Below are 26,472 nucleotides of genomic sequence, written 5' to 3' on the forward strand. Positions count from 1 at the left end.
GTAGGTGGTTAGAAACGGAAGGTGGCGGTGGCGACGACCTGACGTCCGGCGCCCCAGTAGCAGGCGTATTCGCTGTAGCAACTGGAGACATATTCGCGGTCGAACAGGTTGTTGACGTTGACGCCGACCGACGATCCCGGCAGGCCAAAGCGCGCCAGATCGTATTTCACCGTCGCATCCATCAGCGCATAACCGGCCACACTAAAGGCATCATTTTTCTTACCGGTGCTGGTGTCATTTTTGTAGTAGCTGACCGTTGAACCGATATAGCGCGCCCCGGCCCCAATCGTCAGACCACTCAGCGCGGTTTCGTGGAAGGTATAATCCGCCCACAGGGAGGCCATGTTACGCGGCACTTCCGCCGGACGTTTGCCGTTGAACACCGTATCGTGAGTGTACTCCGCATCGGTGTAGCTGTAGGCTGCGGTGACGTTAATATTGGCGTTCACCGCCGCCTTCGCCTCCAGCTCAAGGCCGCGGGAGCGGATCTCGCCGGTCTGGATGCTGAACGCCTGGTTAGCCGGATCAGCCGTCAGGTTCTTGTCTTTGGTCAGCTGATAGACCGCCGCGGTGACCACCACCGGCATATCTTTCGGCACGTATTTCACGCCGGCTTCATACTGCTTACCGCGCGACGGATCGAACGGCTGGCCGCGGCTGTTGGAACCCGATACCGGTTCAAACGATTCGCTGTAGCTGAAGTACGGAGAGATGCCGTTATCGAACAGGTAGTTGATGCCGCCGCGCCAGCTGAACTGCTGGTCGTGATTCTCCGCCAGGCTGTTGGTGGCGCGGGTTAACGTTGAGGTCGTGGCGTAATCGTAACGGCCGCCCAGGGTCATCACCCATTTATCCCACTCCATCTGATCCTGCGCGTACAGGCCGGTCTGCTCCATCCGGTTGAGGACCGCGTACGGGAAGGTGACCTGAATATTCGGATTGCCGTACTGCGGATTGCTCATGCTGATAGGATCCGCCGTCCCGTAGTCGGCATCCACATCGTTACGCATCCGCGAGTAGTCCACGCCGGTCAGCAGCGTATGGCTGACCGCGCCGGTGGCGAAATCAGACTGCAGCTGGGTATCGACGGTGAAGGTGTTCAGGTGCTCGTCGGAGCGCACGTAGGCGCGATTCATGTAGCCCGGCGCGACATAGCCGTTGCCGTATACCGAACGATAGAGCGTATGCACATCGGCATAGCGCAGGTTCTGCCGCACGGTAAAGGTGTCATCGAACTGATGGGAGAAGCTGTAGCCCACCATCTTCTGGCGGCGGGAGATTTTATTATCGGACTCGCCTTCGTTGAAATCGGTCGGCAGCTTGTGCGCCTTACCGTTGGCGTCGTAATACGGCACCACGGTGCCTTCGCGCGGCAGCCAGCCGTAGTAGCCCGCATCCGGGTCATTCTGGAAGTTGCTCAGGAAGGTGAAGTCGGTTTTATCGTCCGGACGCCAGCTAAAGGAGGGCGCCACCGCGTAGCGAGTCGATTTCGCCATCTGCTGCTGGGCATCCTGACTGCGGCCAAGGCCGGTCAGGCGATACGACCAAACGCCGGCATCATCAATGGCGTCGCTAAAGTCAAACCCGGTCTGCCACAGATTGTCGGTGCCCATCTTAAACTGCACTTCTTTCAGCGGCTCGGTAGTCGGGCGCTTGCTGACCATGCTGACGATACCGCCCGGGTTGCTGTTGCCGTACAGCACCGAGGTTGGCCCGCGCATCACTTCCACACGCTCGAGGAAGTAAGGATCCATGGAGACTTCAGAGTAGTTATTCCCCTGCAGCTTCATGCCGTCCAGATACTGGTTGGTGTTGACGGTCGTCGAGGTGGTGAAGCCGCGAATGGTGACCACGTCATAGGTGGTCGAACTGCCGCGAGTGGAGAAGACGCTGGGCGTATAGGAGAGCGCCTCTTTTACCGTCGTCGGCTGGCGCATCTCCATCTCCTGGCGCGTCACCACCGACACAGACTGCGGCGTTTTTTCAATCGGGGTATCGGTTTTGGTCGCCGTGGCGGAGCGTTTTGCCGCGATAGTCGGCGCCGGTCCCCAGGCGCTTTCCTGGGCGGCCGGGGCGGCAACGACGGTGATGGTTTCTTCTTGCTTCGGTTGTTCTGCTGCCTGTGCGTAGACAGACATGCCGCTAACCGCCGTGGCTACTACAGCTGCGACTTTACGCAGCGAGTGATTTGGCTGAGCAGTTTTTGGACGCGCCATGGGTATATCTCTGATGAAAGTGAATGATAACGTAAACGAGAATTATTATTATGACGGGCGATATAATAGGCGAAACGTCGAAGGCAAGGCAAGCGATATGCCTGTCGCCGCCGGTCGAAGGCTGAATTAATAACCAGATAGTTATTATGGAGTTAAAGAGCCGTTAACTTTTTTACAGGCATAAAAAAACCCCTTAATACTTTCGTATTAAGGGGTCTGGTCGTGCGGTCAAAATCAGTTACTGCCGAACATATCCTTGATCCAGCCCGCGACGCCGTCGCTCTTTTCCTGCTGCTTCGGCGGCTGTTGCTGCTGTTGCTGCTGCGGCGGCTGCTGCTGCCCGGACTGATTAAACGGATTTTTCGCTTCCTGTTGCTGCAACTGCTGCTGTTGCATCATTTCGCCCTGACGGCACAGCGCATCCGGCTGCGTGGTCCAGACCGGCAGCGAACGCATACCGCCGCTGCAGACGAAGTTGCCGTTGCTGTCCACGCCCATATCAACCACGTCTTCCGGCACCGTCAGCACCAGCGGCGTTGGCGTCTGGTTCGCCAGATAGCGCTGGTAAATCGACATCGCGCCGCTGGCGCCGTACAGTTTGGTCGGCTGGTTATTGTCGCGCCCCACCCAGGTGATGGTCACCTGACTACCGTCGATGCCGGCGAACCAGGTATCGACGTTATTGTTGGTGGTCCCGGTTTTCCCCGCCAGATGCAGGCCCGGATACTTCGCCCCCAGCTGACGCCCCGTACCGCGCTGCACCACCTGCTGCATAGTCCACAGCGTCATGTAGGCCGCCTGGGCAGGCACCGCGCGCTCCGCCTGCGGATAGCTCTGGTAGAGCACAGTGCCATCTTCGGCAATCACTGACCGCAGCGCGGAAAGCGGCGCACGGTTCCCACCGCTGGCGATGGTCTGGAAGGCCTGGGCCACTTCAATCGGTGTCAGGTTCAGCGCGCCAAGCAGCATCGACGGCACCGCGTTGAGCTGATTCTTCGGCGCCCCCAGTTTAGTCCAGGTATCGACTACCGCCGGCAAGCCCAGCGCCATCCCGAGGTTAACCGTCGGGACGTTCATCGAGCGAGTCAGGGCATCGACCAGCATCACCTGACCGCTGAAACGACGATCGTCGTTCTGCGGGGACCACGTCTGACCGTTGGACAGGCGAATCGTCACCGGCGCATCGGCGATCCAGGTATTCAGGCGATACTGATTCGGCTGGCTCAGCGCGGTCAGATAGGTCGCCGGCTTGGCCAGAGAACCAATCGATCGGCGGGCCTGCATCGCGCGGTTATAACCGGCGAACTGCGGCTCCGCGCCGCCGACCATCGCCCGCACTTCGCCGGTGAAGCGGTCAACCACCACCATGGCGGTTTCCAGGTCTGCCAGCTTACGCTGTTTCTTCAGAACCGGGATCCCTTCGGAGGCCGCTTTTTCCGCCGCATCCTGCGCCACCGAGTCGAAAGTGGTGAAGATCTTCACGCCGGAAAGATCTTTCACTTTATCGCCCAGCTTCGCCTGCAGTTCCTGACGAACCATCTGCATAAACGCCGGCTGCGGTGAAATCACCCCGCCGCGCGGCTGCACGCCCAGCGGACGGGCGCTGAGCATGTCGTACAGCTCCTGGTCGATAACCTGCTGCTGCTGCAGCAGACGCAGCACCAGATTGCGTCGTTCAAGGGCCAGTTTCGGGTTACGCCACGGGTTATAGACCGACGCCCCTTTCACCATCCCCACCAGCAGCGCCTGCTGGTCGAGGCTCAGCTCTTCCACCGGACGGCCGAAGTAATACAGGCTGGCCAGCGGGAAGCCGCGAATTTCGTTATCGCCGCTCTGGCCGAGGTACACCTCGTTCATATACAGCTCAAGGATGCGATCCTTGCTGTAGCGGGCGTCGACGATCAGCGCCATATACGCTTCGTTGGCTTTACGCCAGTAGGAGCGTTCGCTGGAGAGGAACAGGTTTTTCACCAGCTGTTGGGTCAGGGTACTCGCCCCCTGCACCGTTCGGCCTGCCGTCAGGTTCGCCAGCACCGCGCGGCCGATGGAGTAGAGACTGATCCCATCGTGCTCATAGAAGTGGCGGTCTTCGGTCGCCAGCAGGGTATCCACCAGCAGATCGGGGAAGCCGCTGCGCTTCACGAACAGGCGCTGCTCGCCGTTCGGCGACTGCAGCATGGTGATAAGGCGCGGATCGAGGCGGAAGAAACCGAACTGGCGGTTATTATCCATATTCTCGATGGTCTCAAGATGGTCGCCGTCGAAAGTAAGACGCGCGCGCACCTGCCCTTCCTTACTGTCCGGGAAATCGAACGGACGACGGATCATCTCGATGCTGTTAGCCTGCACGGTATATTCGCCGGGGCGCGTCATCGCGCTGACCTGGCGATACTGCGTGGCGTTGAGCAGACGCACCATCTCGTTTTTGCTGATCTGCATGTCCGGCTCAAGGTTGACCATCCGGCCATAGACCGCGGCCGGCAGCTCCCAGACTTTACCGTCAATGCGGCTGCGGATTTTCTGGTCGAGGTAGACGCCATAGGCGGCAATCAGCACCGCGAAGACAATCCCCAGCTTGACCAGCAGCCACAGCCAGCTGCGCTTCCGACGAGGCTTGCCACCTTTGCCTTTGGCTTTTCTCGGCACCGGTTTCTCATCCTCATAATCATCGTCATCATACTCGTCGTCGTAGTCCTCTTCCCGGACCCGGCGACGGGTGACTTTCTGTTTAGTCGGACGTGAGGGTCTTCCCTTACGTCCGATAGGCTCGCGGTCATCTCCCGCCATGCTTTTTCTCCGCAACGTTCAGGCGCAAAGGCCTGATTCTCAATACTTCCCCTGTTCAGAGGAAGAAGAAATCTCTCAAATTAACGTCCAGGCTGCTTATCCTTCGGACGACAACCTGCTGGCAGGCAGGACGCGCCGCCAGCCTTTCAGAGGGTTGGTTTGCTTCATGTTACATGATACTAACAATAAAAATTCACCATAAAATCATTGTGTTAAACGCATCATCGGCAGAATAAGTCAGAACATAGCACGTAATGTTCAGGGCATACAGGATAGCACTAAAATGCGACATTCTTAACCAGCATTTTACCTCCTGCGCACGTAACAAGATGGGAAAGAGTATGTTTTTTAATAACATAAAAAACGGCGCGCTTCCTGCCGGTCAACGCAGTGGCATCATCCGCAGATGAAAATATATTTTCCCAGCGCCAACGTTTATTATTGATAAAAGTAAAGTCGATTTAGCGCCTTTCCGTTGATAAAAATGAGAGCCTGTTAACATTTATGCAGAATAATATTTTATGATGACACCAGGGAAATATTTGTTAAACTAGCGGCCAGTGATTCATTATTTTGATTACTCTATGATGCGTATTCCGCTTATATTTCCGCTTTGCATGGTAGCCCTTCTCTCTGGCTGCCAACAAAAACCCGCCTCAACGCTCAGCCCGGCTATCAGCAGCCAGGCGCAGCTCGAGCAGCTCTCGTCCGTGGCGGCCGGGACGCGCTATCTCAAGAATAAATGTAATCGTAGCGATCTCCCCGCTGATGAAACGATATATCGGGCAGCGGTGAATGTCGGTAAAGCGCGCGGATGGGGAAATATTGACGTGGCGACGTTAAGCCAAAATAGCGACCGGCTTTACCAACAGCTATTACAGGACAGTACCCCGGAAGCCACACAGTGCAGTCAATTTAATCGTCAGCTCGCGCCATTTATTGCCAGCTTGCGCAGCGACTAAGCGAAATATCCTCAGCGCGCCGGTTATTGTGCGCGCTTTTATTCCTCTTTCGGCTCCTCGTCAATTTTTCCGCCCGGCCAGTCCTCCAGCGCCGCGAGGGTAAAGGTCGTGCCGTTGAAGCTGAAGATCGTCACATCCTGCTGGATCTGCTCCACCACCAGATTGGGCAGGGGTGAATCGCCCTCCGTCCACGCTTTGCCGTTTAACACAATGCTGCGCTTTTCCGGTAGCGAGGCATAGACATGGGCGCTGTAGCGCAGAGGCGGCAGCGTATCGCTGTCCACTTCCGGCGCCGCGGGCGCGCTGGCTTTTGCCGCCGGCGGCGGCGTCTTTGGCGCGGCCTCTCCGGCAGCGGTTAACGGCAGAAGCGCCGCATGCGCCACCGGCAAGGGCAGCGTTTGCGGCGGTGCCGGGTGACGCCACTGCTCGCCGCCAAACCAGCCGAGCGTGATAAATAATCCGGCGTACAGCGGGATAATCCAGCCGGGGATCTGCACCATCCGTCCGCGGATCACCGGCGCATCATCCAGCGAGGACGGCGGCTGATGCGTCACCAGCGGCGGGATCCCTCTTTCACTGTCATCACGAACAATCACAACCGTCTCCTGTTCCCTCACCATAACGAGAAGGCGCCCTTACGGATGCCCCAGACTGCTGACAAAGTGCAATCTTCAGGAATTGCCCGGCGGCGCTACGCTTGCGCGGGCCTACAGATAACTGCATAACTGTTTGATATTGTAATCTTTCGTAGGCCGGGTAAGGCGAAAGCCGCCACCCGACAGAAAGGCGAGCACAATAACGAAACAGGTTTGTCATCAGCCAGAGGCGCCCTTACGGGCGCCCTACGTTATGTTATTTACTGCTCACCGGCAGGCCAGCGCCCTGCGACTCGCCCTGCGGCAACTCGAGAACGGCAACCGACCAGGCCGGCAGCGTGACCGAACCGTCAGCGGCAACCTGCACGCCGCTCGCCAGCGACCGGTCGCCCGCCGCCTGCTGAATAGCGCTCAGCTGGAGCGATGTGCCGGCGAAGTCCTGCAGCGTCCGGCTTTCCGGCGCGGCGTTGATCGCCACCACGATGCCGTCGACACGGCTGTCCAGACTGGCGCCAGCCTGCATCCCGTCATCGATGGTCATCACCAGCAGACCCGTCTGCTGATCGGCGCCAGTATTGCGGAAGTCCACGCGCTTCATCACCGTCGCGCCGTCGCCGAGGGTAAACAGCGGAGACGATTTACGCAGCGCGGTCAGCTCCTGATAAAACGCGGTCATCTGCTTGAGCTCCGTTTCACCCGGAGTAGCCACCGCGTCTTTCACCCGGGCGATAATGTCATAGTTGCTGCCATCATCGCTGCTGCGCGGCATACCGACGTTGTAGTTGTTGTCCTGCAGGGAGTAGTCCACGCGGTTAAACCAGTCGCCGGAATCATACGAATCGCGGGTAAAGGATTTAGAGCGCAGCAGCTCCGAGCCCTGCTGGTCAAAGGCGATCCCCTGGCCGAGCATCACCGTCGCCAGCGACACCGCCTGCATCCGGACGCGGGTATCGAGATCCGCCTCCTGAGCGGCTTTATAGCTGATCATGTCCCACAGCGTCTGGTTATCGTGTTTTGACACATAGTTCACGACTTCCGTCGGATCAGCCGCATAGCCGCCTGGCGCGCCGTTATAATCAATCTCGCTGCCTCTCTTCACCGCGCCGTCTTTGTCGATCAGCACAAAGTCCGCAAGGTTACCGGCCATGCCGAGACGGGTCAGATCGGCGAGGTGACGCGCCTGATCGTCGCTCAGGGTGGTCAGCTCATTCGGCAGAACGCCGGCCCCGCTGCCCACGCCCTGGTTCTGGCGTAATGCGTCACCGGAGTCGAACGGCCCGCCGCCGCGCACGGCGTCGCGCAGACGATCGGAGAACGTGCCGATCCCGGTGCCTTTGAGATTGATTTGCGAGGCAATTTCAAAGCGATCGCTCTGGTTGGAATCCCAGCCTTCGCCAAAGAAGTAGATATCCGGGTTCAGCGCTTTAATGCGTTCCCAGGCCGAGAGGATCTGCGCTTTCGGGTGGTAGCCCATCAGGTCGAAGCGGAAGCCATCGATCTTATAATCGGTGGTCCATACCGCCAGTGAATCGGCGATAAGCTTGGCGAACATCCGGTGCTCTGGCGCCGAGTCGGAGCAACAGGTAGCCGATTCCACGCTGCCGGTGGTTTCGTTCAGACGCTGGTAGTACCAGGGGACGATCTTATCCAGTACCGAGGTGCGATCGGTCGGGCCGGCGGCGTTGGTGTGGTTGTACACCACGTCCATAATGACGTTCATTCCCAGATCCTGCTTGATCGCCTGAATCATGGTGCGGAACTCTTTAATGCGCGCCGTGCCTTCCGGATCGGTGGCGTAGGATCCTTCCGGCACCGTGTAGTGGAACGGATCATAGCCCCAGTTATAGGAGTCGGTCTGCGCCACCAGCGTATTCAACGCCTGCACCTGCGGGTTATCCTTGCTGTCGTTCTGCTTCAGCTGGGTCAGCACCTCTTCGACCGTCGAACCGCTGTCGCAATAGCCCGCGAACTCGCTGCTCTTCACCGCGCTATTGACCTCGCACAGGCGGCTGAACGGCTGCTGAATATCGGCGACCTTGTCGCTGAACTCATTGACCGTCGCCAGATCGAAGACCGGCAGCAGCTCAATATGGGTCACGCCCGAGGCCGACAGCTGTTTCAGATGCTGGACCATATTGCTTTCCTGGGCGGTGAGCGCCAGATACTTACCGCGCAGCTCCGCAGGAACGGTTTGATCCCAGGCGGAGAGATCGCGAATATGCGATTCGTGAATCGTCATTTTCGCCAGATCGGCTTTGGTTTTCTGCGCGTGCGGCATCGTCAGCCCGTCCCAGCCTTCCGGCTTCAGCGCGCTGTCGTTCAGATCGACCACCTGGCTGTACTCCGAGTTGGTCGACAAACTGTGGGCGTAGGGATCGGTCACTTCGTACTGCTCGACTTTACGCGACTGCGGGTGGTAAACGGTCATCGCGTAGCGGTAGAAGGCGCCCTTCAGGTCGCTTCCCCCCTGCCAGGACCAGGCGCCGGAGGCGCTGTCGCGGGTCATCGGGTGACTGGCTATCACTTTCTTGTCCGCGCTATAGATCACCAGCTCGACCTGCTGCGCCGTGGGCGCCCAGACGCGGAAGGTCACGCCGCTATCGGTTAGCTGGGCGCCATAGCTCAGCGCCTCGGCGGCGGCGGCATAGGTATCGTCCAGCACGCCGGCGGTCTGCACCTGGGTGGCTGAGCTCAGGATCCCATCGCTTTCCGCGGCTATCGCCACCGTCTCGCCCTGCAGCAATTCATCGACGTTAACATCATCCGGCAGTTTAAAGGCTGGATAGCTGGCGAGATGCGGGAAGCGCATGCTTACCTGCTGGCTGACGGTGGTGGGGGTCAGCTTGACATATTTATCGCTAAATTCGCCGTTACTGTCGGCGGCCACCTTACTGCTGTGGCTGTAATAGAGGCGCACAATGGGTTTATTTTCCCCACCCGGCCACAGCAGAGTAGTCTTATCGACCCAGTGCGCATCGGCCAGCGCCACGCCAAAGGCGGCGCGGAAGGCGTCGGCGCGGGAGTCATAGACCGCGCTGTTGCCGGCGATGACCGATACCGTCCGATCGGTGAAGTCACTGAAAGAGACGCGCAGGTCGCTGTCGATAAGCTTATTGGTGCCATCGCGGACGATAACGTTGATGCATCCGCTCTCTTTAGTCAGCGGGATCACCCAGTAAGGGCCATATTTGTCGCTGCCGGTCGGCGTGGTGCTGACATCATTCCAGTCCGCCACCGGCGCGCTCAGCGCGTCACAGGTTTCGTTGTTCCATAAATAGAGGTTTTTCGTCGCATAGTCGGCCGGCGTGCTGCTGGTGATGCCGGCGATATCGACGAGATGAATGACAGCCTGCCTGGCGGAAGCCTGCACCGCTTCGCCTGGGACGGCAACGTCCGGTAAGCGGACGACGACATCCTGCGGGTCGGGCGTGCCGGGAGTGCCTGGGTTGCCAGGATTGCCTGGTGAACCCGGTGAGCCAGAGGTAGAAGAGGAAGAGCTGTTATCACAGCCACTCAATAATACTAACGATCCAAGAAATAGGGCATGACAGGTATATCTGAGCATTCGATAGTCCCTAATATGCTTATTAAATTATAAAAGGTAAGAAAGGATGAATATCTTTACAGCGCGCTAATTAGATATTTTTGCTTTCCCAGGCGCAATCATCCCCCACAAATGAGCGGGGGGCGTAGGAAGCCGGGGGAGTAAATCAATAAAGGGAATGACGACCCGAAACCGCAAACTGATTATGATTCGCCACGCTTATCGCCACTCTCCGGCAATAAATAATTCAAAAGCCAATAATCACCTACCTGTTTCGGTAGGGTATTACGCCAACGTGCAGAAAAATAAATTAGCAAAGGAATTAAAATGCCAGTTTCTGTGATGAGGTTAACAAATATAAATAAAGGGATAATTAAATTATTACCACAAATTGTGACGCTCATCATATTAATAACCGCTATCCCACAGCTGGCGAAATTAACCTGGCGCGTGGTATTCCCTGTGAGTCCTGAGGATATTTCCGCTCTACCGTTAACCATGCCTCCGCCGGCAGATCCGGAATTAAAAAATGTGCGGCCCGCATTTACCCTGTTTGGCCTGGCGGTGAAAAATAGCCCCACGCCAACGGATGCTGCCAGTCTCAATCAGGTGCCGGTTTCCAGCCTGAAGCTACGCCTGGCCGGGCTACTCGCCAGCAGCAACCCGGCGCGCTCCATCGCTATTATCGAAAAGGGAAATCAGCAGGTTAGCCTTAGCACGGGCGATCCCCTCCCAGGATATGATGCGCGGATCGCCGCCATTCTGCCTGACCGGATCATCGTCAACTATCAGGGGCGCAAAGAGGCCATTTTATTATTTAACGACAGTCGCGCGCCGTCGCCGCCGCCCACCGCCGCGGGCAACCCGCCCCTCGTGAAGCGACTCCGCGAACAGCCGCAAAATATCCTCACTTATTTATCTATTTCGCCGGTACTCAGCGGCGACAAACTGCTGGGTTATCGACTAAACCCAGGCAAAGACGCCTCGCTGTTTCGCCAGTCCGGCCTGCAGGCAAATGATTTGGCGATTGCCTTAAATGGCATCGATTTACGCGACCAGGAGCAAGCGCAACAGGCGCTGCAGAATCTGGCCGACATGACCGAAATAACGCTAACCGTTGAGCGGGAAGGCCAACGACACGATATTGCTTTCGCGCTGGGGGATGAATAATTGCCAACCATGAAAAGCCTGCGAAAAATGCTGCCTGCGCTGCTGATATTAACCCCGCTGCTATTTTCTCCGGCCGCCGCGGAGGAATTTTCCGCCAGTTTTAAAGGCACCGATATCCAGGAATTTATCAATACCGTCAGCAAAAACCTGAATAAAACGGTGATTATCGATCCCAGCGTACGCGGCACTATCACCGTGCGCAGTTACGATATGCTCAATGAAGAACAATATTATCAATTCTTCCTCAGCGTGCTGGATGTATATGGCTTCGCCGTGATCAATATGAATAACGGCGTGCTAAAAGTGGTCCGCGCCAAAGACGCCAAGACCTCGGCCGTGCCGGTCGCCAGCGCGGCCGCGCCGGGCGAAGGCGATGAAGTGGTCACCCGGGTGGTGCCCCTGACCAACGTCGCCGCCCGCGATCTCGCCCCGCTGCTCCGCCAGCTGAACGATAACGCTGGCGCCGGCAGCGTGGTCCATTATGAGCCCTCCAACGTACTGCTGATGACCGGCCGCGCGGCGGTTATCAAACGCCTGCTGACCATTGTCGAGCGCGTCGACAACGCCGGGGATCGCAGCGTGGTGACCGTGCCCCTTTCCTGGGCCTCCGCCGCGGAAGTAGTCAAACTGGTTACCGAGCTTAATAAAGATACCAGCAAGTCGGCGCTGCCGGGCTCGATGGTGGCGAACGTGGTGGCCGATGAGCGCACCAACGCGGTACTGGTGAGCGGCGAACCAAACTCGCGCCAGCGCATCATCGCCATGATCAAACAGCTCGACCGCCAGCAGGCGGTACAGGGTAACACCAAAGTGATCTACCTGAAGTACGCCAAAGCCGCCGATCTGGTGGAGGTTCTGACCGGGATCAGCAGCTCGCTGCAGAGCGACAAGCAAAGCGCCAGGCCAGTGGCCGCGATCGACAAAAATATTATTATCAAAGCCCACGGCCAGACCAACGCCCTGATCGTCACCGCGGCGCCGGACGTGATGAACGATCTTGAGCGGGTGATCGCCCAGCTCGATATCCGCCGCCCGCAGGTGCTTGTGGAGGCGATTATTGCCGAAGTGCAGGATGCCGATGGCCTTAATCTCGGTATCCAGTGGGCAAACAAAAACGCCGGCATGACGCAGTTCACCAACAGCGGTTTGCCGATATCGACGGCTATCGCCGGCGCCAACCAGTACAACAAAGACGGTACCATCAGCAGCTCGCTGGCCAGCGCCCTCGGCTCGTTTAACGGTATCGCCGCCGGCTTCTATCAGGGGAACTGGGCGATGCTGCTCACCGCCCTCTCCAGCAGTACCAAGAACGATATTCTGGCCACCCCCAGCATCGTCACCCTCGATAACATGCAAGCCACCTTTAACGTCGGCCAGGAAGTTCCGGTATTAACCGGTTCGCAAACCACCTCAGGCGACAACATCTTCAATACCGTCGAGCGCAAAACCGTCGGCATTAAACTGAAGGTGAAGCCGCAGATTAACGAAGGCGATGCGGTGCTGCTGGAGATTGAGCAGGAGGTATCGAGCGTTGCCGACTCGGCCTCCAGCACCAGCAGCGATCTCGGGGCGACCTTCAATACCCGGACGGTGAATAACGCCGTGCTGGTCGGCAGCGGCGAAACGGTGGTGGTTGGCGGGCTGCTGGATAAAACCGTCACCGATACCGCTGACAAAGTGCCGCTGCTCGGGGATATCCCAGTGATCGGCGCCCTGTTCCGCTCCGACAGCAAGAAAGTGTCGAAACGCAACCTGATGCTGTTTATCCGCCCGACCATCATTCGCGATCGCGATGAGTACCGCCAGGCATCTTCCGGCCAGTACACCGCCTTCAACAATGCGCAAACTAAACAGCGGGGTAAAGAAAGCAGCGAAGCGTCGCTCAGCAACGACCTGCTGCATATCTATCCGCAGCAGGAGACCCAGGCCTTCCGCCAGGTCAGCGCCGCCATTGACGCCTTCAATCTCGGAGGCCGCCCATGACGCCAGCCGCCGAACGCCGTCCGCTGTTGCCCTTCGCCTGGGCCCGCGCGCACCATCTTGTGCTGCTCAGCGACGGCGAATGCTGCGAAGCGCTGTGCCGCCCCGATACCGCCGCCCGGGCGCTGCTGGAAGCGCGCCGCCTGGCGGACGGCCCGATGCGCGTCAGCCGTCTGGCGCCGGACGCGTTCGAGAAAGTGCTGGTGCTCAGCTATCAGCGTGATTCGGCGGAGGCGCACCGCATGATGGCCGACATCGGCAACGAGCTCGACCTCTATACCCTCGCCGAAGAGCTGCCGGACACCGACGATCTGCTCGACAGTGAGGACGACGCGCCGATCATCCGCCTGATCAACGCCATGCTCACCGAGGCCATCAAAGAGAAAGCCTCGGATATTCATATCGAAACCTACGAGCGCCATCTGCAGATCCGCTTTCGCGTCGACGGCGTGCTGCGCGAAATTCTGCGCCCGCAGCGGCGGCTGGCCGCCCTGTTAATTTCGCGCATCAAGGTGATGGCCAGCCTGGACATTGCCGAAAAGCGGGTCCCTCAGGATGGCCGCATGGCGCTGCGCATCGGCGGGCGAGCAATCGACGTGCGCGTCTCCACCCTGCCCTCCAGCCACGGCGAACGCGTCGTCCTGCGTCTGCTGGACAAAAACAGCGTCAACCTGGATCTGCTGACGCTGGGCATGCCGCCCGCCCTGCTCGATCGGGTCGATGCGCTGATCGCCCGCCCGCACGGCATCATCCTGGTCACCGGTCCGACCGGCTCCGGGAAAAGCACGACGCTCTACGCCGCCCTCAGCCGCCTCGACGCCCGGGAGCGCAACATCATGACCATTGAAGATCCGGTGGAGTATGAGCTGGAGGGCATAGGCCAGACCCAGGTCAACGCCAAAGTCGAGATGACCTTCGCCCGCGGCCTGCGTGCCATCCTGCGCCAGGATCCGGACGTAGTGCTGGTGGGCGAAATCCGCGATGGCGAAACCGCCCAGATCGCCGTTCAGGCCTCGCTGACCGGGCACCTGGTGCTGTCGACCCTGCACACCAACAGCGCGCTGGGCGCCATTTCCCGTCTACAGGATATGGGCGTGGAGCCTTTTTTACTCTCCACCTCGCTGCTGGCGGTGATGTCGCAGCGGCTGGTGCGCCAACTCTGCCCGCACTGCCGTCAGCCCTGGCAGGCGGATGCCAACACCGCCCGGCAGATGGCGGTCCCGGTCGGCGCGCGGCTGTGGCAGCCCAAAGGCTGTCCGGAGTGTAATTTCATCGGCTATCGCGGGCGTACCGGGATCCATGAACTGCTGCTAATCGACGATCGCGTGCGCGCCGCCATCCACCGCGGCGAGAACGAGATCACCCTGATCCAGCAGCTGGGGCCAGCCTGGCAAACCCTGCGTCATGCCGGACGCGACAAAGCGCTGGCGGGGATCACCAGCTGGGAGGAGGTGATGCGGGTCACCGAACAGCAAACGACGGAAAGCGTCTAAGATGGCCCTGTTTCGCTATCAGGCGCTGGACGCGCAGGGCAAAACCCGCCGCGGCCTTCAGCAGGCCGACTCCGCCCGCCACGCCCGCCAGCTGCTGCGGGACAAGGGCTGGCTGGCGCTGGAAGTGACAACTGCCGACCCGGCGCGCCGACTGTGGGCCGGCGGATCCCTTACCCGGCGTACCAGCGCCGGTGATTTAGCCCTGCTCACTCGCCAGCTGGCGACTCTGGTTGCCGCCGGGATCCCGCTGGAAAAGGCGCTCGATGCCGTCGCCCAGCAGTGCGAAAAGCCGTCGCTAAGAACGTTAATGGCCGGGGTGCGCAGCAAAGTGCTCGAAGGCCACTCGCTGGCGGAGGCGATGCGCGGCTATCCCGCCTGCTTCGACAGGCTGTTCTGCGCCATGGTGGCGGCCGGCGAAACCTCCGGCCATCTCGACGGCGTACTGAACCGGCTTGCTGACTATACCGAGCAGCGCCAGCAGCTCCGCGCCCGCCTGCTGCAGGCGATGATCTACCCCATCGTACTGACGCTGGTCGCTATCAGCGTGATCGCCATTCTGCTCTCCACCGTAGTCCCGAAAGTCGTTGAGCAGTTTGTCCATCTTAAACAGGCCCTGCCCTTCTCTACCCGGCTGCTAATGAGCTTGAGCGACATCGTGCGCAGCGCGGGCCCCTGGCTGGCGCTGCTGTCGTTACTGGCGCTGCTGGCGCTGCGCTATCTGCTGCGCCAGCCTGCCCGGCGGCTCGCCTGGGACCGGGCGCTGCTGCGCCTGCCGGTCATCGGCCGCGTGGCCCGCAGCGTCAACAGCGCGCGCTACGCCCGCACCTTAAGCATTCTCAATGCCAGCGCGGTGCCGCTGCTGCTGTCGATGCGCATCAGCGCCGACGTCCTCAGCAACGCCTGGGCACGCAGCCAGCTGGCGGCGGCCAGCGAATCGGTACGCGAAGGCGTCAGTCTGCATCGGGCGCTGGAATCCACCGCCCTGTTTCCGCCGATGATGCGCTACATGATCGCCAGCGGCGAACAGAGCGGAGAACTGACCGCCATGCTGGAGCGCGCGGCGGAGAACCAGGACCGGGAGCTGAGCGCGCAGATCCAGATGGCCCTCAGCCTGTTTGAGCCTCTTCTGGTGGTCACCATGGCCGGCATGGTGCTGTTTATCGTGCTGGCCATCCTGCAGCCGATCCTGCAACTGAACACCCTTATGAGTATGTAACTGTATTAATGGAGAAAACTATGCAACGGCAACGCGGTTTCACGTTACTGGAAATTATGGTGGTGATCGTCATTCTCGGCATTCTCGCCAGCCTGGTGGTGCCTAACCTGATGGGCAACAAGGAGAAAGCGGACCGCCAGAAAGTCGTCAGCGATCTGGTGGCGCTCGAGGGAGCGCTGGACATGTATAAACTCGACAATAGCCGCTACCCCAACACCGAACAGGGACTGCAGGCGCTGGTGACCGCTCCGGCCGCCGAGCCGCATGCCCGCAACTACCCGGAAGGCGGCTATATCCGCCGTCTGCCGCAGGACCCGTGGGGGAATGAGTATCAGCTGTTAAGCCCGGGTCAGCATGGCGCCATCGACGTCTTCAGCGTCGGCCCGGACGGGATGCCCGACACCAATGACGATATCGGCAACTGGACCCTCGGGAAGAAATAGTGTCTCAGCGCGGTTTCACCCTCCTGGAGATGATGCTGGTCCTGCTGCTGATCGGCGTCAGCGCCAGCATGGTGCTGCTGGCGTTTCCCTCCGCCCGCACCCAGGAGGCCACACAGATCCTGGCGCGCTTTCAGACGCAACTGGATTTTGTCCGCGAGCGCGGGCAGCAAACCGGTCAGCTCTTCGGCATTATCATCCACCCTGAGCGCTGGCAGTTTATGCGCCTGCAGCCTGCCGACGATAGCACCCCGGCGGAGACGGATGACCGGTGGGGCAACGCGCAGTGGCTGCCGCTGCAGGCCGGACGCGTCACCACGGCGGAAACCCTCCCGCGGGCCAGGCTGACGCTGCGCTTTCCCGACGGCCAGGCGTGGACGCCGGGCGAGCAGCCCGACGTGCTTATTTTTCCCGGCGGTGAAGTCACGCCGTTTCAGCTGCGGATTGACGCCGCGACGGGCATCAACGTCGACGCCCAGGGCGACAGCCAGCCGCTGGCGGCGCGGGAGCAGCCATGAAGCGTGAAGCCGGAATGACGCTTATCGAAGTGATGGTCGCGCTGGTGATTTTCGCCCTCGCTGGCCTGGCGGTGATGCAGTCCACCCTGCAGCAGACGCGCCAGCTCGGGCGTATGGAAGAGAAAATCCTCGCCAGCTGGCTGGCGGATAACCAGCTGGTGCAGCTGCGGCTGGAGAAACGCTGGCCTGCCCTCAGCTGGTCTGAAACCACCGTGGAGGCCGCCGGGACGCGCTGGTTTGTCCGCTGGCAGGGAGTGGAAACCGCGCTGCCGCAGCTGCGGGCGCTGGACGTGGAGGTCCGGCGGCAAAAAAGCGATCCCGCGCCGCTGGCCACCCTGCGCACCTGGGTGACGCCGCCATGATAACGAAAATGCGCGGTTTCACTCTGATCGAAACGCTGCTGGCGCTGGCTATCCTCGCCGTCCTCAGCGCCGCCGCCGTGATGGTGCTGCAGAACGTCATCCGCGCCGATGGCCTGACCCGCGAGAAAAGCCAGCAGATCGCGGCCCTCCAGCGCGCCTTTCGCCAGATCGCCGACGATGTCACCCACATCATTCCCCGTCGCGCCAGAAACAGCGACACGTTTTTCTTCGCCGGACGTTTCCAGTTGCAGAGCGACGACTGGGGACTGGCCTTCAGCCGCAGCGGCTGGCCAAACCCGCTGGGGATCCTCCCGCGATCGGAGATCCAGAACGTCAGCTACCGTCTGCGCCAGCAGCAGCTTGAGCGTCTGAGCTTCGATCAGCAGGATCCGCTGACCGGCAGCCAGCCGACGGTCCGGGTGCTGCTGCGCGAGGTAACCGCGTTTCGCCTGCGGTTTTACGCCGACGGGCGCTGGCAGGAAACCTGGGACCGCCCGCAGAGGCTGCCGCAGGGGCTGGAGATCACCCTGACGCTGGCGAACAGCGGGGAGATAACCCGCCTGTTTTTACTCACCCCGGGAGGCGGCCAGTGATAAATCGGCAACGCGGCGTCGCGCTCCTGATGGTGCTGTTCATCCTCGCCCTGATGATGATCCTCGCCAGCGCCATGACCGAGCGCACCGCGGTCATGTATCAGCATACCGCCGTGACCCTCGATAATTTGCAGGCCAGATGGTACGCCCTGGCGGCGGAAAACATGGCCGCCGCGCTGCTGCAACGCGATGCGCTGGACTCGCCCAGTCAAACGAATCTGGCGCAAACCTGGGCGCAGGAGGGGCGCCGTTTTACCCTCGACGATGGCGAAATCCGCGCCACGATCCGCGACGGGCACGCCTGCTTCAACCTCAATGCTATTGACCATCGCGCGGATGAGGCTGGCGACGGAACGCCCTACCCGACCGACGTCTTCGTTCGGCTGCTGGCGCTGCTCGGCGAGCCGCCGCTGCGCGCCAGCCAGATCGCCGCCGCCCTTGGCGACTGGACGGACAGCGACGGCCAGCCGCGGCTGAACGGGGCGGAGGACGAGGTCTATATGGCGCAAACCCCGGGCTATCTCGCCGCCAACCAGCCGATGCAGGATGTCAGCGAGTTGCACCTGCTGGCCGGGATGGACGCCGCGCTCTATCAGCGCCTGCTCCCCTTCGTCTGCGTCCAGCCGGATGACGCGCTGCAGGTCAATGTCAACACCCTGCGCCCCTCCCAGGCCGCCCTGCTGGTGGCCCTCTTTCCCGGCGATCTGACGCTGCAGGAGGCGCAACAGCTGCTGCACAACCGCCCGCGAACCGGGTGGAGCAGCGTCGCCGCCTTTCTCGCGCAGCCGACGCTGCAGAAAACCGATACCACGCTTGCCCGTCCCTGGCTGACGGTGCACAGCGCACGCTTTATCGCCGCTTTTACCGTGGTGACTGGCAATCTCCGCTTTCAGCTGCACAGCGTCCTGCAACAATCGGGGCGCACGTTTACCGTCGTCCAGCGGCGATATGGACTCTCTATGGTGGTCGATGAACAAGATTAATGCTTCTCCCCAGGCCATGCTGATCGTGCGCCTCGCCGCCGCGCAGGCGCCGCTGCACTGGCAACTCTTCGCCCCCGGCGAGCCGCACCACGAGGCCAGCGGCCGGTGGCCGACTGACGACGCCAGCCCTTTCCCGGCGCTGGCTGAGCAGTACCCGGCCTGGGTGCTGATCCCGGCCAGCGACTGCGCGTTTCACTCGCTCACCCTACCGGCGGGCCTGCGTAAACCGCCGCTGCAGGTGGCCCCGTTTCTGCTGGAAGAGCAGCTGGCAGACGATGTGGAAGCCACCCATTTTGCTCTGCTCCACCGCCAGCAGGCCCAGTGCGAGATCGTCGCCGTACAGCGGCAAAAAATGCGCGACTGGCTGGCGCGCTGCGAATCGCTCTCCTTACAGCCCCTGGCGTTGACGCCCGACGTGCTGGCCCTGCCCTGGCAACCGCCGGCGTGGAGCGCGGTGCAGGTGGACGAGCAGTGGCTGATCCGCCACCAGCCGTGGGGCGGCATGGCGGCGGAAAACGTCTGGCTGACGGAGCTGCTGCAGAGCGAGGCGGAAGAGCACGTCATCGACAGCTATTCGCCGCCGCCCGCGGCGCCGGGCGTCTGGCGGGAGCAGCCTGCGCAGACATTGCTGACCCTTGCCGCACGCCATCCGGCAGCGCAGAAACTCAGTCTGCTGCAGGGGGAGTTCGCCGTCCGGCGGCGGTCTGCGCAGGCGAGCTGGCGTCCGGCGCGGTATGCCGCGCTGGCTCTGGCGTTACTGGCAGGGGCAAACAGCGTGCTGGACCATCGCGATCTGGCGCGTCAGGCCGAGGCGGCGCAACAGGCCAGCCGGGCCTTCTATCACCGCTGGTTTCCGACGGAGAAAAAGGTGATTAACCCACGACTGCAGATGCAGCAGCACCTGCAAACCCTCACCCGTCAGGCGCAGCATGCCCCCCTCGTCGACCGCCTCAGCGCCTTGCAAAACATCCTCAGCGAAACGCCGGGGATCCGTCTGCGAGCGCTGAGCTGGGATGCCGCGGGCAATCGTCTGCAGCTGGATATCGCCGCGGTCTCTTCCCGGGCGCTGGAGCAGTTTACCCAGCGGGCGCAGCCGCGGTTTCGCGTCCGGCCGGGCGACATGATCACGAAACCGGATGGCATTGAGGGACAACTGACGCTGGAGGAAAACGATGGCTAATCTGCTTATCTGGTGGCGGCAGCGCACGCCGTCGGAGCAGCGCCTGTTGCTTGGTCTGACAGGGCTGCTGGCGGCATGCGCCTTCTGGTATGGGCTGTGGCAGCCCTGGCGAGCCCGCGAGGCGCAGTGGCGGCAAACCCTGGTGAAAGAGCAGGCCAGCCTGCGCTGGATGACGGAGCAGGCTCCGCGCCTGCAGCAGCTCAGCCAGCAGCCCGCGCCGGCGGCAAAAGAGGAGCTCACCGCGCTGGTGATGCGCGAGGCGGCGAGCCACGGACTGACGGTCGTCCGCCTGCAGCCGCAGGGAAAACGTCTGCAGATCACCCTTCAGCCCTGCGCTGTCCAGGCGCTGATCGACTGGCTGGACGCTCCGGCGATGCGCGGCGTCAACGCGATTTCGCTGTCCGTGACCGGGCAGCCATCGCGGCCCGGCTGGGTCACGGTCAACCATCTGCTGCTGGAGCGCGACGATGAAGGCTAACTGGATCGCGGGCGGACTGCTGCTGGTCCTCTATCTGTTGTGGCTCACCGCCACGGCTCCGGCGCGCCTGCTGGCCCCCATGCTGCCGCCCGGCGTACAGGTGGGGCAGTTTAGCGGCAGCGTCTGGCTCGGCGCGGCGCAACCGGTCTACTGGCATGGGGAACGGCTTGAACGACTGGCGTGGTCGCTGACCCTGGCGGGCTGGCAGGTCTCTCTCAGCGATCCCCGCGGCGTGATGGGTCAGGCCCGGCTGTGGGGCCTTCGCGATCTGCGCCTACAGGAGGGGCGGCTCACCGCCCCCGCCAGCCTGCTCAGCCGCTGGTTGATGTCGACTATGCCCGTCAAGGCCGCGGGGGAGGTCACCTTCAGCCTGACCGAAGGGCGGTTCAGCGACGGACGCTGCCGGCATATCATCGCCGGAGGCGCGCAGTGGCGGCAGGCCCGACTGCACTCCCCGGTCGGCAGCCTGGAGCTGGCCCAGGTTAATGGCACCTTCCGCTGTACGGTGGACGGCGCCGTGGCGCTGACTCTCCGTCAGGACTCTCATCAGCTGAGCCTCAGCGGCCAGGGGACTCTGTCGCCCGATGGCCGCTATCTGTTTCGCGGCACGCTACAGCCCCGGCAGGGAATGCCGCCGCTGCTGGCGCTGCTGGTCACGCGCCCGACAGCGAATAACGCCCCGGGCCCGACGCCGTGGCAGCTGCAGGGAAAATGGTTACCACAGGAGCAAAAATGACGACACTAGCCGCGTTATCGCTGCACTTTCCCTTTGTCTGGTATGGCTTTCTGCTGCTGTTCGGCCTGGCGCTGGGCAGCTTTTACAATGTGGTGATCTATCGTCTGCCGCGCATGTTGACCCAGACCGCGGACGACGAGCGGATAACCCTCAGCACCCCGGGATCTTCCTGCCCGCAGTGCCGCCAGCCGATCGCCTGGCGGGACAATATCCCGCTGCTCAGTTTCCTCTGGCTGGGCCGTCGCGCCCGCTGCTGTCAGGCGCCCATCGCGTGGAGCTATCCGCTGACCGAGCTGGCCACCGGCCTGCTGTTTATCCTCGCCGGAGCTTTGCTGGCGCCGGGCCTGCCGCTGGCGGGCGGCCTGGTGCTGCTCTCGTTCCTGCTGATACTGGCGCGGATTGACGCCCGGACCCAGCTGCTGCCCGATCGCCTGACTCTGCCCCTGCTGTGGGCCGGGCTGCTGTTCAATCTTAACGAGGTGTACATTGCCCTGCCGGATGCGGTCGCCGGGGCGATGGCCGGTTATCTGGCGCTGTGGTCGGTCTACTGGCTGTTCCGCCTGCTGACCGGGAAAGAGGCGCTGGGCTATGGCGATTTTAAGCTGCTGGCGGCGCTGGGCGCCTGGTGCGGCTGGCAGGTTCTGCCGCAGGTGCTGTTGCTCGCTTCGGCCAGCGGGCTGGTGTGGACCCTACTGCAACGCCTGTGGACCCGGCAGTCGCTGCAGCAGCCGCTGGCCTTCGGCCCCTGGCTGGCGCTGGCCGGCGGGGGTATTTTTCTCTGGCAGCAGATGGTCTAGCGTTTGCGAACCGACTGGCCGGGCAGGATGCCGCCCGGCAGCGGCGGCTACGAGTATTTTTTGCTGCGGCGGGTCGGGGCGGCGTTGGCCGGATCGTCCGGCCAGACGTGCTTCGGATAGCGTCCCTTCATCTCTTTCTGCACCTCGCGGTAGCTCCCTTGCCAGAAGGCGCTCAGATCGCGGGTGATCTGCAGCGGACGCTGGGCAGGCGACAGCAGCTCCAGCACCAGCGGCACCCGCCCCTCGGCGATCACCGGCGTCGTGGCCTCGCCGAACATCTCCTGCATACGCACCGCCAGCGCTGGCGGGTTCTCCGCATGGTATCGGATCGCCAGGCGGCTGCCGGTCGGCACGGTATAGTGCGTCGGCAGCTCGCGATCCAGCTTCTGGCGCAGCGGCCATGGCAGCCAGTCCTGTAGCGCCTGACGCAGATCCAGCGCCTTCAGCGCCCGCAGGGAATGAACGCCGTTCATCTGCGGCAGCAGCCATGCCTCCAGCGAGGCCAGCAGCGAAGCGTCATCCACTGCGGGCCATGCCTCTTCCGGCAGCCACTGCGCCGCACAGTGCAGCCGCAGGCGCAGCTGCTCAGCCTCTGGCGGCCAGTTGAGCACCCCGAGGCCTTTCTCACGAATACCGTTGAGCATCGCCTGATGCAGCTCTGCCTCAGAGGGCTTCGCCAGCGGCTGGGTCTTGATCACCAACTGGCCGATCACCGTCCGCCGCCAGGCTTTCAGCGTCCCCTGCGCTTCATCCCACTCCACCGTGTCGGAACTTTTCGCCAGTTCAGGGCGGGCGGCGATCAGCTCGCCGATTTCCACTGGCAGAGCCAACAGCATGCGGGCATCCGGCGAAGCGCTACCCTGCAGCAGCAGCGGAGCGATAAGCCATTCATGACGGCCCAGCGCGTCGTCGGCGTCCAGCATCGCGCCCATGCCGTTCGCCAGCTGGTAGCGCCCCTCCTGACCGCGGCGGCGGGCGATGCGATCGGCGAAGGCCGACGCCAGCAGCCCCGCCATTAGCCCGACATCGGGCTGGCCGCCGCGGCGGGCCAGGCGCTTCATCAGCTGCTGCGCTCGCTGCTGCCAGTTGGCCTGCTGACGGGAAAAGACGGCCCCCAAATCCACCAGTCCGCCGCGCGGCGACTCCTCGAGGATCGCCGCCAGCTTTGCCGCTGTCGCCGCCTCGTCATCGGTCTGCGCGGCGGCCAGCATCGCCGCCAGCCGCGGCTCGTTGCCAAGCGCTGCCATTTTGCGGCCAAACGCCGACAGCCGCTCGCCGTCCAGCGCCGACAGCGCCTCCAGCAGGCGACGCGCGGCGGCCAGATTGACCGCGGGCGGCTGATCCAGCCAGGCCAGCGCGGCCGGATCGTGGCAGCCCCACTGCAGCAGCTCCAGCAACAGCGCCGACAGATCGCTGTGCAGGATCTCCGGCTCGCTCTGCGCCGCCGCCCGTTCCGCCTGTTCTTTGCCGAGCAAATGCAGGCAGATCCCCGGGGAGAGACGACCGGCGCGTCCGGCACGCTGCGTCATCGATGCCTGGCTGATGCGCTGCGTCACCAGCCGGGTCAGGCCGGTACGCGGGTCAAAGCGGGCGACCCGCTCCTGGGCGCTGTCGACCACCAGGCGGATCCCCTCGATGGTCAAACTGGTCTCGGCAATATTGGTGGCCAGCACCACTTTGCGCTTCCCGGCCGGCGCCGGGAGGATCGCTTTGCGCTGTTCGCTTAAGGGCAACGCGCCATACAGCGGGCAGAGAATGACATCCTCCGCCACGCGCTCCGTCAGCTGTTCCTGAACGCGCTGGATCTCGCCGACGCCCGGCAGAAACAGCAGCATCGATCCCTGTTCATGCCGCAGGAGCTCCGCCGCCGCTACCGCCACCGCCTCATCAAAACGCTGGTGCGCGGAGAGCGGGCTAAAGCGACGCTCCACCGGATAAGCGCGCCCCTCCGAGACCACCACCGGCGCCTCCGGCAGCAGACGCTGCAGGCGATCGTTATCGAGGGTCGCCGACATGATCAGCAGCTTGAGATCGTCACGTAACCCCTGCTGGACGTCCAGCAGCAGGGCCAGGGCCAGATCCGCCTGCAGGCTGCGCTCGTGAAACTCATCGAGGATCACCAGCCCCACGCCCGTCAGCTCCGGATCGCGCTGGATCATGCGCGTCAGGATCCCCTCCGTAACCACCTCCAGGCGGGTCTGCGGTCCGACGCAGGTTTCGGCGCGCATGCGGAAACCCACGGTCTCCCCCGGCTTTTCGCCAAGCAGTTCAGCCAGCCGCTGCGCGACATTACGCGCCGCCAGGCGCCTCGGCTCGAGCAGGATAATGCGTCCCGCGATGTTGCCCTCGGCGAGGATCTGCAGCGGCAGCCAGGTCGACTTCCCGGCGCCGGTCGGCGCGTTGAGCAAAACCTGCGGCGCATGCTGCAGGGCGGATAACAGTTCTGGAAGGACAGCGGCAACCGGCAATGAGGACACAAAAGGCTCCGGGGGTTAACATTCAGGGGTTCGCATTGTAGCATCCCCCTAATTCATTACCGAGTCTCTATCATGTCTGAGCCGAAAAGGCTGTTTTTTGCGCTTGAACTGCCGTCTGCCGTCCAGAAGCAAATTGTCCAGTGGCGGGCAACGCACTTCCCCGAAGATGCCGGCAGGCCCGTCGCGGCGGATAATCTTCATCTGACGCTGGCGTTTCTCGGCGAGGTGAGCGCGGAAAAACAGCGGGCGCTGGCCGCTCTCGCTGGCCGGCTGCGCCAGCCGGGCTTTACCCTGACGCTGGACGATGCCGGACAGTGGCTACGTTCGCGAGTGGTATGGCTCGGAACCCGCCAGCCGCCGCGCGGCCTGCTGCAGCTCGCCAGCATGTTGCGCGCTCAGGCGGCGCGCAGCGGCTGCTATCAGAGCCCGCAGCCGTTTCACCCGCATATTACCCTGTGGCGCGATGCTCGCCGGGCGGTGCCGATCCCGGCCCCCGGCTTTCGCTGGACATTTCCGGTGAACGAGTTCGTGCTCTATGAGTCCAGCTTTAGCCGGGGGCGCACGCGCTACACGGCGCTGGAACGTTATCCGTTTGATAAGGAAAGTTGATGCAGTTTGATCCGCCGTTGCAGCCCGCCATTTTGCTTAAACGTTACAAACGATTTCTTGCTGACGTGGTCACCCCCGATGGCCGCGAGCTGACGCTCCACTGCCCGAATACCGGGGCGATGACCGGCTGCGCCGCCCCGGGCGACACCGTCTGGTATTCCACCTCGGACAATGCGAAGCGCAAATATGCCCACACCTGGGAATTAACTGAAACCCAGCAGGGCGCAGTTATTTGCGTCAATACGCTGCGCGCGAATTCTTTGGCGAAAGAGGCGATTTCCGCCGGAATAATTCCTGAACTTTCAGGCTATAACCAGCTGAAAAGCGAAGTGAAATATGGCGAAGAGAATAGCCGTATCGATATTATGTTACAGGCAGATGACCGACAAAACTGCTATATTGAAGTGAAATCGGTTACGTTGGCGGAGAAAGAATACGGTTATTTTCCCGATGCGGTGACCACGCGCGGTCAGAAGCATCTGCGGGAACTGATGGCCGTCGCGGCAAATGGCGACCGCGCGGTGATTTTATTTGCCGTCCTGCATTCGGCAATTGACCGTTTTTCTCCCGCGCATCATATTGATGCCAGATACGCACAGCTGTTAACAGAAGCCCAGGACAAGGGGGTGGAAATTCTCGCCTGGAAAGCGGAACTTTCTACGACGAGGATGACTCTGAATAAGCCGATCGCCGTGGTGTTAAACCCCGGTAAATAAGTGGCTAAATAGTGTTCGGGTCGCAAGCGCGAATACGCTTTTCTTCACAGGGTTGTCAAGTGTAACGTTTAGATAATTGCTATCCGGAAAAGCATCTGCTATTTATAGCGGCCTGATTTTCCCCCACATGGGGATCGATAGTGCGTGTTAAGGAGAAGCAACATGCAAGAAGGGCAAAACCGTAAAACATCGTCCCTGAGTATTCTCGCCATCGCTGGGGTGGAGCCGTACCAAGAGAAACCGGGCGAAGAGTATATGAACGAAGCCCAGCTGGCGCACTTCAAGCGTATTCTTGAAGCATGGCGTAATCAACTCAGGGATGAAGTGGATCGCACCGTATCGCACATGCAGGATGAAGCAGCTAACTTCCCGGACCCGGTAGACCGTGCCGCCCAGGAAGAAGAGTTCAGCCTGGAACTGCGTAACCGCGACCGCGAACGTAAACTGATCAAAAAGATCGAGAAAACGCTGAAAAAAGTTGAAGACGAAGACTTCGGCTACTGCGAATCCTGCGGCGTGGAGATCGGCATTCGCCGTCTGGAAGCGCGTCCGACAGCGGATCTGTGCATTGACTGCAAAACCCTGGCGGAAATTCGCGAAAAACAGATGGCGGGCTAAT

At 61.5% G+C, this 26,472-nt stretch carries 23 protein-coding genes and 1 pseudogene; 19 read left to right on the forward strand and 5 right to left on the reverse strand.

The genetic code is table 11. The features are described from left to right. Window positions 1-8: 8 nt before the first annotated feature. Together fhuA and mrcB are read right to left on the reverse strand one after the other, a co-directional pair. A complete protein-coding gene (gene fhuA / locus RRF55_RS09810; RefSeq protein WP_004178624.1) occupies window positions 9-2,216 on the reverse strand; it encodes a ferrichrome porin FhuA in 2,208 nt (735 codons plus the stop codon). A 234-nt stretch (window positions 2,217-2,450) separates the two neighbouring features. After that, window positions 2,451-5,003, reverse strand: coding sequence for a bifunctional glycosyl transferase/transpeptidase (gene mrcB / locus RRF55_RS09815; RefSeq protein ID WP_004213431.1), 2,553 nt, complete (start codon window positions 5,001-5,003; stop codon window positions 2,451-2,453). 390 nt (window positions 5,004-5,393) lie between these two features. Here mrcB and RRF55_RS09820 point away from each other — a divergent pair. Together RRF55_RS09820 and gspS are read left to right on the forward strand one after the other, a co-directional pair. Continuing rightward, window positions 5,394-5,465: pseudogene (locus tag RRF55_RS09820) on the forward strand (hypothetical protein); the annotation flags it as partial. A gap of 125 nt (window positions 5,466-5,590) precedes the next feature. Next, window positions 5,591-5,965: a type II secretion system pilot lipoprotein GspS gene (gspS, locus tag RRF55_RS09825; RefSeq protein WP_004194926.1), complete on the forward strand. Its 375-nt coding sequence runs from the start codon at window positions 5,591-5,593 to the stop codon at window positions 5,963-5,965. A 38-nt stretch (window positions 5,966-6,003) separates the two neighbouring features. Here gspS and gspB read toward each other — a convergent pair whose 3' ends face one another. Beyond that, window positions 6,004-6,561 (reverse strand): type II secretion system assembly factor GspB, encoded by a 558-nt coding sequence (gene gspB / locus RRF55_RS09830; RefSeq protein ID WP_016530435.1) that lies wholly within the window; start codon window positions 6,559-6,561, stop codon window positions 6,004-6,006. 256 nt (window positions 6,562-6,817) lie between these two features. Further along, window positions 6,818-10,126: a pullulanase-type alpha-1,6-glucosidase gene (gene pulA, locus RRF55_RS09835; protein WP_023287263.1), complete on the reverse strand. Its 3,309-nt coding sequence runs from the start codon at window positions 10,124-10,126 to the stop codon at window positions 6,818-6,820. Between the two features lie 184 nt (window positions 10,127-10,310). Between pulA and RRF55_RS09840 the strand changes: the two genes are divergently transcribed. From RRF55_RS09840 to RRF55_RS09905, 14 genes are read left to right on the forward strand one after another with little or no spacing between them, the layout of a single operon-like run. Continuing rightward, on the forward strand, window positions 10,311-10,448 hold the full coding sequence (locus tag RRF55_RS09840; RefSeq protein ID WP_004219434.1) for a hypothetical protein: 138 nt from the start codon (window positions 10,311-10,313) through the stop codon (window positions 10,446-10,448). After that, entirely contained in the window at window positions 10,433-11,275 is an 843-nt protein-coding gene (gene gspC, locus RRF55_RS09845) for a type II secretion system protein GspC (RefSeq protein WP_019705882.1), read from the forward strand. Before RRF55_RS09840 ends, gspC begins: the two co-directional genes overlap by 16 nt. A gap of 9 nt (window positions 11,276-11,284) precedes the next feature. After that, window positions 11,285-13,258, forward strand: coding sequence for a GspD family T2SS secretin variant PulD (gene pulD / locus RRF55_RS09850; RefSeq protein ID WP_004151935.1), 1,974 nt, complete (start codon window positions 11,285-11,287; stop codon window positions 13,256-13,258). Next, entirely contained in the window at window positions 13,255-14,748 is a 1,494-nt protein-coding gene (gspE, locus tag RRF55_RS09855) for a type II secretion system ATPase GspE (RefSeq protein WP_004151936.1), read from the forward strand. The genes pulD and gspE overlap by 4 nt, the downstream gene beginning before the upstream one ends. Window position 14,749: 1 nt before the next feature. Then, window positions 14,750-15,964: a type II secretion system inner membrane protein GspF gene (gene gspF / locus RRF55_RS09860; protein WP_032414530.1), complete on the forward strand. Its 1,215-nt coding sequence runs from the start codon at window positions 14,750-14,752 to the stop codon at window positions 15,962-15,964. Window positions 15,965-15,984: 20 nt separating this feature from the next. Then, the gene (gene gspG, locus RRF55_RS09865; RefSeq protein ID WP_002889054.1) at window positions 15,985-16,407 is read left to right on the forward strand and encodes a type II secretion system major pseudopilin GspG; all 423 of its coding nucleotides are present in this window, start codon (window positions 15,985-15,987) and stop codon (window positions 16,405-16,407) included. Then, on the forward strand, window positions 16,407-16,922 hold the full coding sequence (gspH, locus tag RRF55_RS09870) for a type II secretion system minor pseudopilin GspH (protein WP_032414529.1): 516 nt from the start codon (window positions 16,407-16,409) through the stop codon (window positions 16,920-16,922). Before gspG ends, gspH begins: the two co-directional genes overlap by 1 nt. Next, window positions 16,919-17,284, forward strand: a complete 366-nt coding sequence (gspI, locus tag RRF55_RS09875) for a type II secretion system minor pseudopilin GspI (protein ID WP_002889025.1) — start codon at window positions 16,919-16,921, stop codon at window positions 17,282-17,284. The genes gspH and gspI overlap by 4 nt, the downstream gene beginning before the upstream one ends. Further along, window positions 17,281-17,877, forward strand: coding sequence for a type II secretion system minor pseudopilin GspJ (gene gspJ, locus RRF55_RS09880; RefSeq protein WP_004145893.1), 597 nt, complete (start codon window positions 17,281-17,283; stop codon window positions 17,875-17,877). The genes gspI and gspJ overlap by 4 nt, the downstream gene beginning before the upstream one ends. Continuing rightward, window positions 17,874-18,860, forward strand: a complete 987-nt coding sequence (gene gspK, locus RRF55_RS09885; RefSeq protein WP_077254427.1) for a type II secretion system minor pseudopilin GspK — start codon at window positions 17,874-17,876, stop codon at window positions 18,858-18,860. The genes gspJ and gspK overlap by 4 nt, the downstream gene beginning before the upstream one ends. After that, window positions 18,847-20,040: a type II secretion system protein GspL gene (gene gspL / locus RRF55_RS09890; protein WP_004191957.1), complete on the forward strand. Its 1,194-nt coding sequence runs from the start codon at window positions 18,847-18,849 to the stop codon at window positions 20,038-20,040. Before gspK ends, gspL begins: the two co-directional genes overlap by 14 nt. Continuing rightward, window positions 20,033-20,518 (forward strand): type II secretion system protein M, encoded by a 486-nt coding sequence (locus RRF55_RS09895; RefSeq protein WP_023312675.1) that lies wholly within the window; start codon window positions 20,033-20,035, stop codon window positions 20,516-20,518. Before gspL ends, RRF55_RS09895 begins: the two co-directional genes overlap by 8 nt. Then, window positions 20,508-21,254, forward strand: a complete 747-nt coding sequence (locus RRF55_RS09900) for a type II secretion system protein N (RefSeq protein ID WP_087791831.1) — start codon at window positions 20,508-20,510, stop codon at window positions 21,252-21,254. Before RRF55_RS09895 ends, RRF55_RS09900 begins: the two co-directional genes overlap by 11 nt. Further along, a complete protein-coding gene (locus RRF55_RS09905; protein WP_004145898.1) occupies window positions 21,251-22,051 on the forward strand; it encodes a prepilin peptidase in 801 nt (266 codons plus the stop codon). Before RRF55_RS09900 ends, RRF55_RS09905 begins: the two co-directional genes overlap by 4 nt. Before the next feature lie 47 nt (window positions 22,052-22,098). Here RRF55_RS09905 and hrpB read toward each other — a convergent pair whose 3' ends face one another. Beyond that, window positions 22,099-24,528, reverse strand: a complete 2,430-nt coding sequence (hrpB, locus tag RRF55_RS09910) for an ATP-dependent helicase HrpB (RefSeq protein ID WP_064153122.1) — start codon at window positions 24,526-24,528, stop codon at window positions 22,099-22,101. Between the two features lie 72 nt (window positions 24,529-24,600). On the opposite strand from hrpB, the gene thpR reads away from it, so the two are divergent. The 3 genes from thpR (at window position 24,601) to dksA (ending at window position 26,471) form a co-directional block, all read left to right on the forward strand. Next, window positions 24,601-25,137, forward strand: a complete 537-nt coding sequence (gene thpR, locus RRF55_RS09915; RefSeq protein ID WP_004145901.1) for an RNA 2',3'-cyclic phosphodiesterase — start codon at window positions 24,601-24,603, stop codon at window positions 25,135-25,137. Then, the gene (gene sfsA, locus RRF55_RS09920; RefSeq protein ID WP_002888848.1) at window positions 25,137-25,853 is read left to right on the forward strand and encodes a DNA/RNA nuclease SfsA; all 717 of its coding nucleotides are present in this window, start codon (window positions 25,137-25,139) and stop codon (window positions 25,851-25,853) included. The genes thpR and sfsA overlap by 1 nt, the downstream gene beginning before the upstream one ends. Before the next feature lie 162 nt (window positions 25,854-26,015). Beyond that, window positions 26,016-26,471 (forward strand): RNA polymerase-binding protein DksA, encoded by a 456-nt coding sequence (gene dksA / locus RRF55_RS09925; RefSeq protein ID WP_002888845.1) that lies wholly within the window; start codon window positions 26,016-26,018, stop codon window positions 26,469-26,471. Window position 26,472 lies beyond the last annotated feature (1 nt).

The organism is Klebsiella sp. K47, from assembly GCF_051858335.1.
GTDB classification, from domain to species: Bacteria; Pseudomonadota; Gammaproteobacteria; order Enterobacterales; family Enterobacteriaceae; genus Klebsiella; species Klebsiella pneumoniae.